13 protein-coding genes and 1 pseudogene are annotated in these 15,344 nt (G+C 64.2%); 8 read left to right on the top strand and 6 right to left on the bottom strand.

Annotated features, from left to right (window positions below):
- The first annotated feature begins 116 nt into the window (after positions 1-116).
- Positions 117-1,205: a cell division protein ZapE gene (zapE, locus tag CSV86_RS08635; RefSeq protein WP_009406570.1), complete on the top strand. Its 1,089-nt coding sequence runs from the start codon at positions 117-119 to the stop codon at positions 1,203-1,205.
- 86 nt (positions 1,206-1,291) lie between these two features.
- On the opposite strand, the gene CSV86_RS08630 is transcribed toward zapE, so the two are convergent.
- Positions 1,292-3,181 (bottom strand): propionyl-CoA synthetase, encoded by a 1,890-nt coding sequence (locus tag CSV86_RS08630; RefSeq protein WP_009406571.1) that lies wholly within the window; start codon positions 3,179-3,181, stop codon positions 1,292-1,294.
- Between the two features lie 142 nt (positions 3,182-3,323).
- Here CSV86_RS08630 and CSV86_RS31805 point away from each other — a divergent pair.
- Positions 3,324-3,704, top strand: a pseudogene (locus tag CSV86_RS31805) (leucine-rich repeat domain-containing protein); the annotation flags it as partial.
- A gap of 85 nt (positions 3,705-3,789) precedes the next feature.
- On the opposite strand, the gene CSV86_RS08620 reads toward CSV86_RS31805, so the two are convergent.
- On the bottom strand, positions 3,790-4,500 hold the full coding sequence (locus CSV86_RS08620) for a YebC/PmpR family DNA-binding transcriptional regulator (RefSeq protein WP_009406573.1): 711 nt from the start codon (positions 4,498-4,500) through the stop codon (positions 3,790-3,792).
- A gap of 203 nt (positions 4,501-4,703) precedes the next feature.
- Between CSV86_RS08620 and CSV86_RS08615 the strand changes: the two genes are divergently transcribed.
- Positions 4,704-5,291, top strand: a complete 588-nt coding sequence (locus tag CSV86_RS08615; protein ID WP_009406574.1) for a LysE family translocator — start codon at positions 4,704-4,706, stop codon at positions 5,289-5,291.
- Here the strand turns inward: CSV86_RS08615 and CSV86_RS08610 are convergent.
- The 3 genes from CSV86_RS08610 to CSV86_RS08600 all read right to left on the bottom strand — a co-directional run bounded on the left by CSV86_RS08610 (position 5,280) and on the right by CSV86_RS08600 (position 9,131).
- A complete protein-coding gene (locus CSV86_RS08610) occupies positions 5,280-6,065 on the bottom strand; it encodes an AraC family transcriptional regulator (RefSeq protein WP_009406575.1) in 786 nt (261 codons plus the stop codon). The genes CSV86_RS08615 and CSV86_RS08610 overlap by 12 nt on opposite strands.
- A 39-nt stretch (positions 6,066-6,104) precedes the next feature.
- On the bottom strand, positions 6,105-8,519 hold the full coding sequence (locus CSV86_RS08605; RefSeq protein ID WP_009406576.1) for a hypothetical protein: 2,415 nt from the start codon (positions 8,517-8,519) through the stop codon (positions 6,105-6,107).
- Between the two features lie 72 nt (positions 8,520-8,591).
- Positions 8,592-9,131: a helix-turn-helix domain-containing protein gene (locus tag CSV86_RS08600; protein ID WP_009406577.1), complete on the bottom strand. Its 540-nt coding sequence runs from the start codon at positions 9,129-9,131 to the stop codon at positions 8,592-8,594.
- Between the two features lie 153 nt (positions 9,132-9,284).
- On the opposite strand from CSV86_RS08600, the gene CSV86_RS08595 reads away from it, so the two are divergent.
- The 4 genes from CSV86_RS08595 (at position 9,285) to dkgB (ending at position 13,509) form a co-directional block, all read left to right on the top strand.
- Positions 9,285-10,067: an aldolase gene (locus CSV86_RS08595; protein ID WP_009406578.1), complete on the top strand. Its 783-nt coding sequence runs from the start codon at positions 9,285-9,287 to the stop codon at positions 10,065-10,067.
- Positions 10,068-10,087: 20 nt separating this feature from the next.
- On the top strand, positions 10,088-10,975 hold the full coding sequence (locus CSV86_RS08590) for a dihydrodipicolinate synthase family protein (protein ID WP_009406579.1): 888 nt from the start codon (positions 10,088-10,090) through the stop codon (positions 10,973-10,975).
- A 105-nt stretch (positions 10,976-11,080) separates the two neighbouring features.
- Positions 11,081-12,447, top strand: a protein-coding gene (locus CSV86_RS08585; RefSeq protein WP_085982835.1) for an IS3 family transposase whose coding sequence is annotated in 2 segments (ribosomal slippage) — positions 11,081-11,546 and positions 11,546-12,447 — 1,368 coding nt in all. Because the reading frame shifts where the segments join, the coding sequence is not laid out codon by codon here.
- Positions 12,448-12,705: 258 nt separating this feature from the next.
- Positions 12,706-13,509, top strand: coding sequence for a 2,5-didehydrogluconate reductase DkgB (dkgB, locus tag CSV86_RS08580; protein ID WP_009400934.1), 804 nt, complete (start codon positions 12,706-12,708; stop codon positions 13,507-13,509).
- A gap of 1 nt (position 13,510) precedes the next feature.
- Here dkgB and CSV86_RS08575 read toward each other — a convergent pair whose 3' ends face one another.
- Positions 13,511-13,759 (bottom strand): DUF2790 domain-containing protein, encoded by a 249-nt coding sequence (locus CSV86_RS08575; protein WP_009400932.1) that lies wholly within the window; start codon positions 13,757-13,759, stop codon positions 13,511-13,513.
- A gap of 151 nt (positions 13,760-13,910) precedes the next feature.
- Here CSV86_RS08575 and pdxR point away from each other — a divergent pair, with 151 nt between their 5' ends.
- On the top strand, positions 13,911-15,344 hold the full coding sequence (gene pdxR, locus CSV86_RS08570; RefSeq protein ID WP_009400930.1) for a MocR-like pyridoxine biosynthesis transcription factor PdxR: 1,434 nt from the start codon (positions 13,911-13,913) through the stop codon (positions 15,342-15,344).

Raw genomic sequence — 15,344 nt, 5'->3', positions numbered from 1 at the left:
ACAGCTCATGTATAGGAAATATCCGACGAATACGGGCGGTCGCGACTGGCAGCACTTTTCACTATCTGGTTAATATTGCCGCCGTTCGTCACCTGTCATTGTTCGAGGAACATCTCTTGCCCGCCTGGATCCGCTCGCCCCTGCGCGCCTTGCGCCAACGCCTGGCCGCCGCCCCTGCCGCCGAGCCTGGCAAAGCCCGCGAGATCCAGCGGTTTTTCGCCGACAAGGCGCAGCAGCAAGGCTACAGCCTGAGCCAGGGCCAGCAGCAGGTGATTGCAGCCATGGCCGAGCAGGCCGCACGTCTGCCAACCGGGAGGGCCCGCAGCCTGTACCTGCACGGCCAGGTCGGGCGCGGCAAAAGCTGGCTGCTGGACGGTTTCTTCACCGCGCTGGGCGATGTTCCCAAGCGGCGCCTGCACTTCCATGACTTCTTTGCCCGGCTGCACCAGGGCATGTTCGAGCACCGCCGCCAGGACGATGCCCTGGCGGTCACCCTCGACGCGTTGCTCGGCGACTGCCGCGTGCTGTGCTTCGATGAGTTCCATGTGCACGATATCGGCGATGCCATGCTGCTCACGCGGCTGTACAAGGCCCTGTTCGAGCGCGGCATCTTCGTTCTGGTGACGTCCAACTATCCGCCCAAGGGGCTCTTGCCCAACCCGCTGTATCACCAGCGTTTCGAACCGGTCATCCGGCTGATCGAAGCGCGTATGGACGTGCTTGAGGTCGGTGGCGAACGGGACTACCGCGCCCTGCCCGACGCCGGGCGCCAGCAGCGCTTTACCCAGGGATACTACGTCTGGCCCGGGACTGCCGGGCAATTGCAGCGACTGGGCTTCGGTAGCGCGACCCACGAGCAAGTGCTCCAGGTGAACAAGCGCCAATTGCGCGCCCGGGTGCGTGACGAGCGCAGCGTGGTCTTCGATTTCGCCAGCATCTGCGAACAGGCGACTGCGGTAATCGATTACCTGGAACTGATCCAGCGTTTCGAGCACTGGACCATCGAAGGCCTGCCGGACCTGCAGGAATGCACCATCGCCGCCCAGCAGCGCTTCATCAACCTGATCGATGTGCTGTATGACCGTGACAAGCCGCTGCTGCTGATCGGCGAGCAGCCGCTGGCGCAAAGCCTGGGCGGCAGCGTGGCCGACCTGGCAAGGACGCGGAGCCGGCTGGGGCAGTTGCAGCAGGTCGGGCCTGAATGATGTGGTGGGGCTGATCGCTGCGAGGTGCCCGTCTGAGAACCCCTTTATGGCCACCTGGCGTATGCCGGGTGGCCATAACGAGGTTCTCAGGCACTACGCGCCAACCCCGCCAATACCTCCTCGATCTCCACCAACACCGCAGGATCATCCAGGGTGGACGGCGCCACATAAGGCTGCTGGTCGGCGATCTTGCGCAGCACCGCGCGCAGGATCTTTCCGGAACGGGTCTTGGGCAGCCGCTTGACTACCCGCACCTGGTTGAAACAGGCCAGTGCACCGATCTGCTCGCGTACCGTGGCCACCAGCTCGGTCTGCAACTGCGCCTCCCCGCTGTCCACACCATCCTTGAGCACCAGCAGCGCCAACGGCACCTGGCCCTTGATTTCGTCGCGCACGCCCACCACCGCGCACTCGGCCACCGCCGGGTGACGGGCGACCAGGTCTTCCATCTCGCCGGTGGACAGGCGATGCCCGGAAACGTTAATCACGTCGTCGGTACGCCCCATGATATAGACGAAGCCGTCTTCATCCAGGTAGCCGCCGTCGCCGGTGTGGTAATAGCCGGGATAGGTCTGCAGGTACGACTCCAGGTAGCGCTGATGATCGCCCCACAGGGTCTGGCTGCACCCGGGCGGCAATGGCAGGGCGATGACGATGGCGCCCTGCTGGTTGGCACCGAGCACCTGGCCATCTTCATCCAGCACCCGCACGTGGTAACCCGGCACCGCCCGGTTGCTTGACCCCGCGCGCCCGCCGCTGCCATGCAGGCCCAGGCAGGGTGCAGTCACCGGCCAACCGGTCTCGGTCTGCCACCAGTGATCGTGCACGGCCTTGCCGCTGATGCTTTCCAGCCATTGATGGGTACTGGAGTCGAGGCGCTCGCCGGCCAGGAACAACTGGCGCAGCGAGCTGATGTCGTAACGGCGCAGCAGCAGGCCCTGCGGGTCTTCCTTGCGGATCGCACGCATGGCCGTCGGTGCGCAGAACAGGCCGTTGACCCGGTACTGCTCGACCACCCGCCAATAGGCCCCGGCATCCGGGGTACGGATCGGCTTGCCCTCGTAGAACACCGTGGTGCAGCCGTTCATCAACGGGCCATAGACGATCAGCGAATGCCCGACCACCCAGCCGACATCGGAAATTCCCCACCATACGTCGCCGGCCTGCATGCCGTAGATGTGCTTCATGGCAAAGCGCAAGGCCACGGCATTGCCGCCGTTCTCGCGCACGATGCCCTTGGGTTTGCCGGTGGTTCCGGAGGTGTACATGATGTACAGCGGATCGGTCGCGAGCAGTTCCACCGGCGGCACCGGGGTAGCGTGTTGCAGGGCGGCCTGCCAGTCCAGGTCACGGCCTTCGACCAGCGTGGCGCGGGCCTGCGCTCGTTGCAGCACCAGGACCTTGCGCGGCTGGTGCGCGGATTGCTCCAGGGCCCGGTCGACCAGCGGTTTGTACTCGATGACGCGGTCGAACTCCAGGCCGCAGGACGCGGTGAGCAGCAGGGTCGGCCGCGCATCGTCGATGCGCAGCGCCAGCTCGTGGGGAGCGAAGCCGCCGAACACCACCGAATGCACCGCGCCGATCCGCGCACAGGCGAGCATGGCCATCGCCGCCTCGGGCACCATGGGCATGTAGATGACCACCCCGTCGCCCTGTGCCACACCGAGCTCGCGCAGCAGTCCGGCAAGGCGCGCCACCTGGTCGCGCAACTGGTTGAAGGTGAAGGTCTGCTGGCTGCCGGTGACCGGCGAATCGTAGATCAGGGCCAGTTGCTCGCCGCGGCCGTCCTCGATCTGCTGGTCAAGGGCCAGGTGGCAACTGTTCAGCCGGCCGTCGGCGAACCATTGGTGGGTGCCGTCGGGGTTGTCGCGCAGGATCTCCGTAGGCCTGCGCAACCAGGCCAGGCTTTGCGCCTGCTCGGCCCAGAACTCGGCGGGCGCGGCGATGGAGCGGTCATAGCACTGCTGATAACTCATCGATCAATAACCCTGTGTTTGTTGTTATTAAAGGGCGAATCTCGAGTATGGCCTGCTCGCGCCAGCCTGCTATCGAACTTAAGTCGCATGGGGGACGGGCTTTGCCCTTATCATGACGGCCTTTTCTTCCACGGCAGCACCCATGCATTCTCTCGACGATCTCAAATCCGGCCGCCTGGCAGGCAGCGTGCGCCTCGACCTGGCCTGCGGCCTTGAGCAGTTCCCGCAGGAAATCTTCAACCTTGCCGACAGCCTCGAAGTCCTCAACCTCACCGGCAACCGCCTGACCAGCCTGCCCGACGACCTGGGTCGGCTGCACAAGCTGAAAGTGCTGTTTTGTTCGGAGAATCGCTTAAGCGAACTGCCGCGGGGGATCGGTGGTTGCGCGCAGTTGCAGGTTGTTGGCGTCAAGAGCAACCGCATCGAAGAACTGCCCTAGGCCCTTGGCGACTGCCCCGGGTTGCAAAAGCTGATGCTCTCCGGCAACCGTCTGCGCCACCTGCCGGACAGCCTGCAACGCTGCACAGGCAACTGGCGTCCCTGCATCGTCCATAGGAGCCCCCAAAACAAAGGGACCGCATGCGGTCCCTTTTTCACGGCTGGTGGTGTCAGCCCGCAAGGCCGACATAGACGTTCTGCACGTCGTCGTGCCCGTCGATGGCGTCGAGGAAGGCTTCCACTTCCGCCAGCGCCTCGGCGCTCAGGCTCGCGGCACTGACCGGGTTCTTCGGGGTGTAGCCGATCTTCGCCGAGATCACGGTGAAGCCCTGGGCCGGCAGGGCTTTTTGCACGCTGTCCAGGTCGGTGGTTTCGGTGATGAAGAGGGTCGCGCCCTCTTCGGCAGGCTCGAAGTCCTGGGCGCCGGCCTCGATGGCGGCCAGCTCCGGATCGGCATCGGCGCTGTCCGGCGTTGCCTCGATCAGGCCGACATGGTTGAAGTCCCACGACACCGAACCCTCGGCGCCCAGCTGGCCCTTGCGGAACAGCACGCGGACTTCGGCGACGGTGCGGTTGACGTTATCGGTCAGGCACTCGACGATCAGCGGCACCTGGTGCGGGGCGAAACCTTCGTATTTCACCGCGTGGTACTGCACCTGCTCACCCAGCAGGCCGGCGCCTTTCTTGATGGCACGTTCGAGGGTCTCGCGGGTCATGGAAGCCTTCTTGGCCTGCTCGACCACCAGACGCAAGCGTGCGTTCATGTCCGGGTCGGCACCGCTGCGTGCGGCGATCTGAATTTCCTTGGCCAGCTTGCCCATGATCTTGCCCTTGGCATTGGCAGCTGCTTCTTTATGCTTGGCTTTCCACTGTGCGCCCATTTCGACTCTCTTTGTTCCAGGTGCTTGTTCCAGGTGCCGGTTGAGGAAGCGACCGGCAAAGTGGCGAGCAGTTTATACGCGCCGTGTCGGGCAATCGACAAAAAAGTCAAAACCGCCTGCGTTGCAGAGGGCAGTTTTCTTCAATACCGGCGCAGGTGCACGCCAATAGAGTAAAGGCCTCGTTCCCTGCAAGAGAAACATCCATGAGCCTGACTCTCTCCATGGCCGCCTTCGCGCTGGCCGCTTCCATCTCCCCCGGCCCGGTCAACCTTGTCGCCCTGGCCGCCGGCGCCCGCCACGGCTTGCGCCCGGCGCTGCGGCATGTCACCGGTGCCACCCTGGGCTTCTGCCTGCTGCTGATGCTGGTGGGCCTGGGACTGCATGCAGTGATGCTGCGCTGGCCCGGCCTGACCGACGCGCTGCGCTGGGCCGGAATCCTGTTCCTGCTGTACATGGCCTGGAAACTGGCCGCCGACGACGGCCGGCTCGGCAATGGCGAGCCGCAACGCGCCCCCGGTTTTTTCTACGGAGCGCTGATGCAGTGGCTCAACCCCAAGGCCTGGCTGGCCTGCGTCGCCGGGGTCGGCGCCTTCGTCGGCGAAGGCGAGACCGCCTTGCTCTGGCGCTTCACCTTGATCTACCTGGTGATCTGCTACCTGTCGGTGGGCTGCTGGGCCTGGGCCGGCACGGTGATCCGCCGCCATCTCGAAGAACCACGGCGCATGCGCCTGTTCAACCGTTCGCTGGCAGCGCTGCTGGCTGCCAGTGCCGGCTATCTGCTAGTGGGCTGAACGATAGTGCCCCGGGGTCGCCGCCAGATGCTGCTTGAAGGCACGCTGCAGATGGGCCTGGTCGGCGAACCCGGCCTCATGGGCAACCTCGGCGATCAGCCGCCCCTGGCGCAACTGCGCGCGGGCATAGCGCACCCGCTGGTCGAGCAGGTAGCCATGGGGCGTCAGGCCAAAATGCTGCTTGAAGGCGCGGGTCAGGTAGGACGTCGATAAACCCGCCGCCTCGCCGATGTCTTCCAGCTTCAGCGGCTCGGTACAGTGCTGGCGAATGTAGTCCGCGGCCCGCTGCACCCGCTCATTGCCCTGCGCCGTCGCGCTCGGCGCGGCCTGGATCTGCTCGCGCAACTGCCCGAAGAAGCGTTCAGCGGCGAGGCACTTGTCGTCGCTGGCAGCGAGGCTGTCGGTCAAGCCCTCGTACAGTGCCAGCAGCGAGCGATACAACTGCGGCGCGGTGCTCAGGGTCTGCCCCAGGGGCTCGAAGCCCTGCGCGCGCAGCCAGGGCATATCGACATAAAGCATCAGGTACGACCAGGGCTGGTCGGCGATCGGGTTGCAGGCGTGCACCACTCCGGGGTTCATCATCACTACCGTCCCCGCCTCCACCTCGTGCCAGCGCTGCCCGTCGAAATAGGTGCTGCGCCCGGCGGTGATCGCACCGATCGAGAAGCCTTCATGGGAGTGCCGCGAATAGCAGACCTTGCGCCCGTCGGCGACACCACGGGCCTCGATGAACGGCAACGCCGGATCGCGCCAGAAAGTCGAACCATTGCTCATCGAAAAGTCTCCCGGAGTCGTACGAAAACGACGACGAGCCTAGCACCCGGCAGGGTCCGGTGCCAGGCGTTCTTCACCGCTCAAACCTTGATCGATCAGGGGCCTGAGCAAGGCCATGAGGTCCCGGTACAGCGCGCTTGCGGGGTGATCCCGGCCGCGATCGAACAGCGCCAGCAACTGGTCGCCCACGCTACCCTCGGCCAGCGGCTCGTAGCGCGCTGCCATGTACAGGGTTTCGAACAGCGAGTGATAGCCGTTGCGCAGCCAGAACGCGCTGTTGGCCAATTGGAAGCGCCAGTACTCAGGCAGCGACGGCAAGCCGTCGAACAGTTGCGGCAAATCGCGACACAGCGCCTCGGTGGCGGCACTGATGCCGCCGATGAACGGGGTGTCCAGCTCGTCCATATAGCGCGTGGCGGGATGCAACGGGTCGGGTACCCATTGGTGGGTGCTGCGGTATTTGTCTTCGGCTATCAACCAGCGATTGTCCCCGGCCAGCAGGCGCTCCGGCCGGGCATTGAGGATCAGCCAGGGGTCGGGGCGCGCCAGGGCGTTGCCGGCATCCAGCCCGTGCGGATTGACCTGGGCATGCCCGCCGCCAAGCTGCCCGGCCCGCAGGCGCAACACCTGGAACAGCAACTGTCGACGCAGGTCGCGACTCTCTGCAACGGCTTGCTGGTCCTCGCCGAGCAGCCACTTGAGCAAACGCAGGTTCCGCGCCCGATGAGGCATGGGCTCCAGGGCCAAGCCCGGCAAACGCGTTGCCTGGGCCAAGGTGGCCTGGACATAGGCGTCGTCCAGCAGCTTTTGCAGGCCACCGCGCTTGAGCATCCGTGCGGCAATGGCCGCAAGCGAGGCATCCAACGCCGGCCAGCACCAGATCCGGTCGGCCAGGGCGCGCTCCCGGAGCATTTTGCCCAGGGCATTGCCCTGGCCGTCGCGCAGGCTTGCCCGCGGCGCTTCCGGCACCGCCAGCAACGCCCCGGGCGTCAGATGATTGCGCTCCAGCAAGCGTTGCCACTGGGCCGTGAACGCCGCTCGCTCGCGCGGGCTGTTGAGCCAGGGGCAAGCGCCCTCGCCCTGCTCGCGCAAGCTGTGCAAACGCTCGAAGAACGCCGAGTTATGCGCCCAGGCGCGCTGCACCTCGGCGCCGCGCAGATGACGGCTGCCCTGCCGGTCCACCACGGCGAAGGGGGTCACCGCCAGGTAGTCGCGGCCATGAGGCAGTTCCAGCAGATACAGGTGCTGGCCAAAACCCACGGAGCGCTCCAGCTCACGGATGCCGACGAAGCGACCGTCGCGGTCAGGGTCGTAATGGCTGGCGGCGTAGCTGTCCACGGCGATGGTCTGGAAGCTGGCGATATCGGCGTAGCGGTTGAGCAGATCCTCCAGGCGCCGCGGCAGATCCACCTCGCGCACCTTGCCTTGCGCGCCCGGCTCGTCGAACGCCTCGATGCCGATCTGGTTGCACTCCTTGCGATCGACGTTGATTACCCGAAGCCGCGAGCCATCGTCCATCACCCGTACCAGGAAACCGCTGCGCAGCGTGTGTTCGGAGACCAGCCAATGACCGAGGAACACCTCCACGAAGGCAGTGCGCACCAGCACCGAGCGGATCGGCGCAAAGGTCGGCGAACGTCCCGGCTCGTGCTTGAGGCGATAGTGTTGCTGCCAGGCCAGGGAGCGCGCCGCCGTACCGAAGGAAAAATTCATCAGGCTGCGGGTTGCAGTCACCAGGCGGCCGTGCTCCAGGTGCATGTCCTTGTAGCGTCCCTCGAAATCGGCATCGACCAGCGCCACGTTCATCCGCACGTACCCAGGCCGCTCCTCCATCAGCAGCAGCGACAGGTTCACCGGCAAGCCGTCGGAGGCCGCGGGCACCTCGGCCAGGTCCACCGGCTTGCCGTCGAGCAGCGCGCGGTAGCGTTCGGCGAGCGCCTTCCAGCCCTGTTGCCGGGCGAAGGGCGTGACCCGACGGGCATCGCCTTCGCTGTCGATCTTGCGTTGCAGCAGGTCGATCATCCGTTGCAGGCGCTGCAGCAGCCCCGCACATGGGTTGCGCAGTCCGTCACCGGCCCGGATCAGCCGCAACCCCTTGCGCCAGGCGCCTTCGAAGCCGTGCATGGCGGCCTGCTGGCGACTATAGAGCGAGATATCCCGGTCCAGCGCCTGGCGGTACGGGCTATGGCTGTCGAGCGCCTCGCGGTGGCGGCGCAGCATGGCCAGGTGTTCGTCGATGCCCTGCGGGTTGTTGTCCATGCTTAAGTGCTGCGCGGCCAGCACGTTGAGGGTGGTGTGCTGGATCTCCAGCAGGCGGGCGTCGGTCTCGTCCAGGTAATCCGCACGTTCGCCAGGAGTGAGGTGGAACCAGGGGCTGCGCTTCGGCGCGGCGGCGATGCGCTGGTCGATCAGGGTGTTGAGCAGGCGGGAATAGTCCCGCGAGGGCTGGATCATGGCGGTCGTCCTTGAAGGCCAGGAAAAGCCGCGATGCTAGCGGCACCCCGGACACAAGGGCGCCGGCAAAACCTACCCTGCGTCGTGCACCACTACTAGCAACTGCGCCGGCTGCTCGCCTAGGGAGCGCAGGCGATGCGGGGTCTGGGCGTTGAAGTAAAGGGCATCGCCACGCTCGAGAATGACCCGCTCGTTCATGAAATCCACTTCGACCCGGCCCTCGTGGACGAAAAGGAATTCCTCGCCCAGGTGCTCCTTGAAGGTGGAGTCGCTGAAGTCCATCGGCGGGCTGATCAGGAACGGCAACAGGCTGCGCTGGCCGATCTGGTTGGCCAGCACCGCGTAGCCCGGCCCCTCGCCACTGCCGGCCAGCGGTTGGCGCTCGCCGCTGCGCACCAGGCTGTAACGCGCCTGGTTCGGTGCATCTTCGGCGAACAGTTCCTCGACATTGACGTTCAATGCCCGCGCCAGCTTCAGCGCAGCGGCAATCGACGGCGTATTCAGACCACGCTCGACCTTGGACAGGTAGCTTTTGGTCATGCCGGCTTTGTCGGCCAATACCTCAAGGGTAATGCCGAGTTTTTTTCTCAATAATTTCAAACGGATAGACATGCGCTGCAGTTGATTCCGGTCAGTGGTGCAACTTTTCGCTTGCTTATGACACTTTGTGTCATATAGCCTTGTTTGTGTCACAACGCAAACCGCCCCCGCTCGTTTTCCAGGCAATCGGGGGCGGGCTCCACTTACTTCACCGAGGACCACTCGATGACCGACACAATGACACTGCCCAAGGACCAACTGGTCCGCCAGGCGCTTGCGCGGATGCAAGGTTCGCTTGCGGATAATACGTGGACTGTACGGGAAAAGCTGGCCCTGACCTGCCGCATTCTCTTCGACCGCGGCCATGATTCCGGCCTCGCCGGGCAAATCAGCGCCCGCGGCCCGCAGCCAGGCACCTTCTACACCCAGCAACTGGGGCTGGGCTTCGACGAGATCAGCGCCAGCAACCTGCTGCTGGTCAACGAAGACCTGGAGGTGCTCGAAGGCAGCGGCATGGCCAATCCGGCCAACCGTTTCCACAGCTGGCTGTACCGCGCCCGCCCGGACGTCAACTGCATCATCCACACCCACCCGACCCACGTCGCGGCCCTGTCGATGCTGGAAGTGCCGTTGCAGGTGTCGCACATGGATGTCTGCCCGCTGTATGACGATTGCGCATTCCTGCAAGCCTGGCCGGGTGTGCCGGTGGGCAACGAGGAAGGCGAGATCATCGCGGCGGCGCTGGGCGACAAGCGTGCCATCCTGCTTTCCCATCATGGCCAGTTGTCCACCGGTACCGATATCGAGCAGGCCTGCGTCACCGCCAACCTGATCGAGCGCGCGGCGCAACTGCAACTGCTGGCAATGGCCGCAGGTGCCGTCAAACCCATCGATCCGGCCCTGGGCCGCGAAGCCCACGACTGGATCGACCGGCCCAAGCGCCACGGTGCCGCCTTCAACTATTTCGCCCGGCAAAGCCTGCGCAAGCACGCTGACTGCCTGAACTGACCTTTGCTGGAGCACAGACCATGAGCAATCCTTTCCACGGCATCATCGGCTACACCGTCACCCCCTTCAGCGGCACCGATGGCGAACGTCTCGATCTCGCCGCCCTGGGCCAGTCCATCGAACGCCTGATCGAGGGCGGCGTGCAGGTCATCGCGCCGCTGGGCAGCACCGGTGAAGGCGCCTACCTGAGCGATCGCGAATGGAGCCAGGTGGCCGAGTTCAGCCTGTCGCACATCGCCCGGCGCGTGCCGACCATCGTCAGCGTGTCGGACCTGACCACCGCCAACGCCATCCGTCGTGCGCGCTTCGCCGAAGAACAGGGGGCCGATGCAGTGATGGTACTGCCAGCGGCCTACTGGAAGCTCAGCGAGGCGGAAATCCTCCGGCATTACCAGCGCATCGGCGACAGCATCGGCATCCCGATCATGCTCTACAACAACCCGGCCACCAGTGGCACCGACATGTCGGTGCAGTTGATCCTGCGCATCGTCAAGGCGGTGGAAAACGTGACGATGGTCAAGGAGAGCACTGGCGATATCCAGCGCATGCACGCCCTGCAGCAACTGGGCGAAGGCCAGGTGCCGTTCTACAACGGCTGCAACCCGCTGGCCCTGGAAGCCTTCGTCGCCGGAGCGACGGGCTGGTGCACGGCCGCCGCCAACCTGATTCCGCAGCTCAACCAGCAGCTCTATCGCGCGGTGACGGACAATGACCTGGAGCGCGCGCGGGCGCTTTTCTACCGGCAGTTGCCGTTGCTCGAATTCATTCTCAAGGGCGGCCTGCCGGCAACGGTGAAGGCCGGTTTGAAGCTGACCGGCATCGATTGCGGCGTGCCGAGGGCGCCGGTGTTCCCGCTGGATGAGGCCGGGCAGGAGCAGTTGAAAGGGTTGATCGCTCGACTCGGCTGACACCCAGGTTCATGAAACAACGCTGGCTCCCACAGGGATAGGCAGCACCGCGGATGAGCTGCGCCCCGGATGTTGGACAAAAAATCCAACACCGGGGTGTTTTGCATGACCAAGTATTCAAAGCAGTTCAAGTTGTCCGCCATCGAAGCCTTCCTCAAGCGAGGCCGAGGTTTCCGTCATGTGGCGAACCAGTTCCAGATAGATCCCACCTTGCTTCGCCGTTGGGTCGTGGCCTATCAGCAACACGGCAGGTCCAGCCTTGAGCGTCGCCATCAGCGCCACAGCGCCGAATTCAAGATTACGGTGCTTCACCGCATGCTAAATGACCGTCTTTCTCAGCGCGCCGCCGCAGCGTTGTTCAACCTAGGTAACTCTAGTCAGCTGGGCAGATGGCTGCGCCAGTATTACAGTGACGGGCTCGCAAACCAGCTTTCTGTAGAAAAGAGTTCAACCCGCACCATGCCTAAGCCTTCCGCCAAGTCCTCCAAGCCTGCAGCCGTGCGTAACGAGGACCTCTCGCCCAAAGAGTTACTAGAGAAAGTTCGCATGCTTGAAGCGGAGAACGCCTACCTAAAAAAGCTCGAGGAGTTAGAGGAGGCGAAGCTCAGGCAGATCCGGGCAGCAAGGAAAAAGCCCAGCTGATTACCGCGCTGCGCCGACAGTTCAGGCTGAAATACCTGCTGATCGCTGCTGGTTTGCCTCGTAGCACTTACTACACCTACTTCGGGGACGAGGGCGCCGAGGATAAGTACGCTCCACTGAAACAGGCGATGCGGGGCATTCAGGAGCACCACAGGGGCCGGTATGGTTATCGTCGCATGACCGCTGCGCTGCGCCAGAAAGGGCACGTGATCAACGGCAAGAAAGTGCGCCGCCTCATGGGCGAGTTGGACCTCAAGTGCACGGTACGACCGAAGAAATACAAGTCGTACAGAGGGCTGATGGACGAAGCATCGCCGAACACCATGAACCGGGAGTTCGCTGCTGATCAGCCGAATCAGAAATGGGTGACAGACGTTACCGAGTTCAAGGTGGCTGGAGAAAAGCTTTATCTGTCGCCAGTTCTGGACTTGTACAACGGGGAGATCGTGGCCTATCAAACGGATACTCGGCCGCGTTACACCCTGGTGGGAACGATGCTTGAACGAGCGCTGGAGAAGCTGCCGGCTGACAGTAAGCCGATGCTGCACTCAGATCAGGGATGGCATTATCGCTATCCGGATTACCGCCAGCGCTTGAAAGAAGCGGGCTTGGAACAGAGCATGTCGCGCAAGGGCAACTGCCTGGACAATGCGGCGATGGAAAGCTTTTTCGGCACGCTGAAGTCGGAGTATTTCTACCGCGAGAAATTTGAGAGCATCGAGCAATTACGCGCTGGGATTGATGATTACATCCGCTACTACAACCACGAACGTATCAAGATGAAGCTCGGCGGCCTGAGCCCTGTAGCGTACAGAGCACAAGCCGCATAGCTTTAGACAAAAGTGTCCAACATCCGGGGCGCAGCTCAGGACCCTGTGGGAGCTGGCTTGCCAGCGATTGGCCCGCCCAGACAACATCGTTGCCTGTGCCGGCCTCATCGCCGGCAACGCCGGCTCCCACGGGAATGGGCCAGCTTTCCAGCAATTCGTGACTCTCGGGCAAAGATCTTGTGCCCCGCCAGCCATTTTTCCCATGAGTCAGGCTCGGGATACTACCCTCATTCCCACCCCAAACGATGAGGACATCCCATGACTCTTCCCCTGTTCGGCCTCGGCACCTTCCGCCTCAGGGGCCAGGTGGTCATCGACTCGGTGAGCCAGGCCCTGGAGCTAGGCTACCGGGCCATCGATACCGCGCAGATCTACGGCAACGAAGCCGAGGTCGGCCAGGCGATCGCCGCCAGCAGCGTGCCCCGCGAGCAGTTGTACCTGACCAGCAAGATATGGACCGAGAACCTCGGCGCCGATCGCCTGATCCCCAGCCTGAAGGAAAGCCTGCACAAGCTGCGCACCGATCATCTGGACCTGACCCTGATCCACTGGCCCTCGCCGAACGGCGCCGTTGCGGTGGACGAATTCATGGGTGCATTGATGCAGGCCAGGACCGAGGGCCTGACCAGGGAAATCGGTGTGTCCAACTTCACCATCGACTTGCTGCGCCAGGCCATCGAGGTGACCGGGCCGGGCCAGATCGCCACCAACCAGATCGAACTGCACCCGTACCTGCAGAACCGTCGGCTGGTGCAGTTCATGGCTGCGCAAGGCATCGCCGTAACCTCCTACATGACCCTCGGTTATGGCAAGGTCCTGCAGGATCCGGTGATCCAGGCAATCGCCACGCAGCACAACGCCACCCAGGCGCAGGTTACCCTCGCCTGGGCCATGCAACTGGGCTACGCGGTGATCCCCTCTTCGACCAAACGCGACAACCTGGCCGGTAACCTGAAGGCGGTAGACCTGCGCCTGAGCGACGCGGACATGGCCCGCATCGCAGCGCTGGACAGCGGCCAGCGGATTACCGACCCGGTGGGGCTGGCACCGCAATGGGACTGAGTCAGCCCTGTTCGGTGCAGCTATCGGACAGCATCCGGTAACCCAGCTTCTGCACCTGGCCGCTGGAGTCGAGGTAGGTCATCACGGCGTTGACCACCTTGCACTGCGGGTCTTGCGCTGGTTTCTGGATGTTCAGCACCTTGGCGACATCCAGGTGCATGCCATAGTGGTATTGCACGACACCCTGCTGGGAAGCCAGGGCAGTGATGGGCAGGAGCAGGACAATAGGCACGAGCAAACGCAATTTCATGGCGGATCTCCTTCGTAAAAGGTACGCACCGAGCTGCGGTTACATCACCTTTGAGTGTGGATCCGCCTTGCCGACTCCGTAATCCGGGGGATCAACGGCCATGCGATCGGTTAATCTGACGAGCTGCACCCCGCCTCGGAATCCTGCCTTCATGGAACTGCACATCACCCTGCACGGCCGCAAGGAGCTGGCCGACCAGCTTTACCGGCAATTGCGCGACGGCATCGACAGCGGCCGCCTCGCCGCCGGTACCCAGTTGCCGCCGACCCGGCTGCTGGCCGAACAGCTCGGGGTGTCGCGCAAGACCGTGGCCGAGGCCTATTCGCGCCTGACCTATGACAACCTGCTCAGCGGCCAGGTCGGGCGCGGCACCTTCGTCACTCCGCAACCGCCCGCGCCAGCGGCCTCTGCGCCCGACACCCCGCTGGCCGGCGCCGACACGCTGGCGCGCTGGCGGGCCCGTGGCATCCCCATGGGACGCCCGACCCTGGCACAGCCATCGCGCTACGACTTCGTCGGCGGCGCCTCGAGCAAGGCGCACTTTCCCTTCGACACCTGGCGCCAGTGCTCACAGCACGCCCTGCGCCAATGCCAACGCACCGACACCCGCTACAGCAATGCCCAGGGCCTGCACGAATTGCGCGAAGCCATTGCCCGGCATATCGCCTTCGCCCGGGGCGTGCGCTGCACGGCGGCGGACGTGCAGGTGTGCAATGGCGCCCAGCAGGCGCTGGACCTGATCGCCCGGGTGCTGATCGAGCCGGGCTGCAGCGTCGCCATGGAAGACCCCGGCTATCCGCCGGCCAAGTACCTGTTCGAGGCACTCGGCGCGCGGGTCCGGCACGTGCCGGTGGACCGCGAAGGCATTCGCGTGGACCTGATCGAGGACGGCGTGCGCTTGATCTACGTGACCCCGTCGCACCAGTTTCCCCTGGGCATGCCCATGAGCCTGGAACGCCGCCATGCCTTGCTGGCCCGCGCCGCAGCGCTGGGCGCGCTGATCATCGAGGACGACTACGACAGCGAGTTCCGCTATGCCGCGCGGCCCACCGATGCCCTGCAAAGCCTCGACCGAAACGGCCTGGTCGCCTACGTCGGCACCTTCTCCAAGACCGTGCTGCCGGAATTGCGCCTGGGCTATGCGATCCTGCCGCCGGCGTTGCAGGAACCGGTGTGCATCGCCAAGCGCTTGAGCGACTGGCATACCTCGACCTTGAGCCAATGGACCTTGGCGCGCTTCATCGACGAGGGGCACCTGGTCAGGCATGTGCGTCGCAGCCACGCGCTGTATGCCGCGCGGCGCGAACGGATCCTGCAACGGCTGGAGGCGGACCTGGGCCAATGGTTCGAGGCGATACCCACCAGTGCCGGGTATCACCTGAGTGCACTGGCCAAGGGCGAACTGGACGTGGAAGAGGTCATCGCGCAGGCGCGCGAGAAGGAGGTGGGTCTGTACTCGCTAAGACCCTTCCATACCGAGGCGGCGCCGAAACCCGGCTTGCTGCTGGGATTCGGCGCCATCGAACTGCTGGATATCGACCCGGCGCTGGACCGCCTGCGCGAGACCTTGCACGCCCTCAGTTGA

Origin of the sequence: Pseudomonas bharatica CSV86, assembly GCF_000319305.2 — a bacterium.
Classification (GTDB): Bacteria; Pseudomonadota; Gammaproteobacteria; order Pseudomonadales; family Pseudomonadaceae; genus Aquipseudomonas; species Aquipseudomonas bharatica.
This window is presented reverse-complemented; position numbering and strand designations above follow the sequence as displayed.

Bases quoted from the DNA above. Each gene is read 5' to 3' on its own strand.
- dkgB (WP_009400934.1), top strand. From the start codon at position 12,706: ATGACTCTTCCCCTGTTCGGCCTCGGCACCTTCCGCCTCAGGGGCCAG.
- CSV86_RS08620 (WP_009406573.1), bottom strand. From the start codon at position 4,500: ATGGGCGCACAGTGGAAAGCCAAGCATAAAGAAGCAGCTGCCAATGCC.
- CSV86_RS08610 (WP_009406575.1), bottom strand. From the start codon at position 6,065: ATGAGCAATGGTTCGACTTTCTGGCGCGATCCGGCGTTGCCGTTCATC.
- CSV86_RS08590 (WP_009406579.1), top strand. From the start codon at position 10,088: ATGAGCAATCCTTTCCACGGCATCATCGGCTACACCGTCACCCCCTTC.
- CSV86_RS08600 (WP_009406577.1), bottom strand. From the start codon at position 9,131: ATGTCTATCCGTTTGAAATTATTGAGAAAAAAACTCGGCATTACCCTT.
- CSV86_RS08605 (WP_009406576.1), bottom strand. From the start codon at position 8,519: ATGATCCAGCCCTCGCGGGACTATTCCCGCCTGCTCAACACCCTGATC.
- CSV86_RS08595 (WP_009406578.1), top strand. From the start codon at position 9,285: ATGACCGACACAATGACACTGCCCAAGGACCAACTGGTCCGCCAGGCG.
- CSV86_RS08630 (WP_009406571.1), bottom strand. From the start codon at position 3,181: ATGAGTTATCAGCAGTGCTATGACCGCTCCATCGCCGCGCCCGCCGAG.
- CSV86_RS08615 (WP_009406574.1), top strand. From the start codon at position 4,704: ATGAGCCTGACTCTCTCCATGGCCGCCTTCGCGCTGGCCGCTTCCATC.
- CSV86_RS08575 (WP_009400932.1), bottom strand. From the start codon at position 13,759: ATGAAATTGCGTTTGCTCGTGCCTATTGTCCTGCTCCTGCCCATCACT.
- pdxR (WP_009400930.1), top strand. From the start codon at position 13,911: ATGGAACTGCACATCACCCTGCACGGCCGCAAGGAGCTGGCCGACCAG.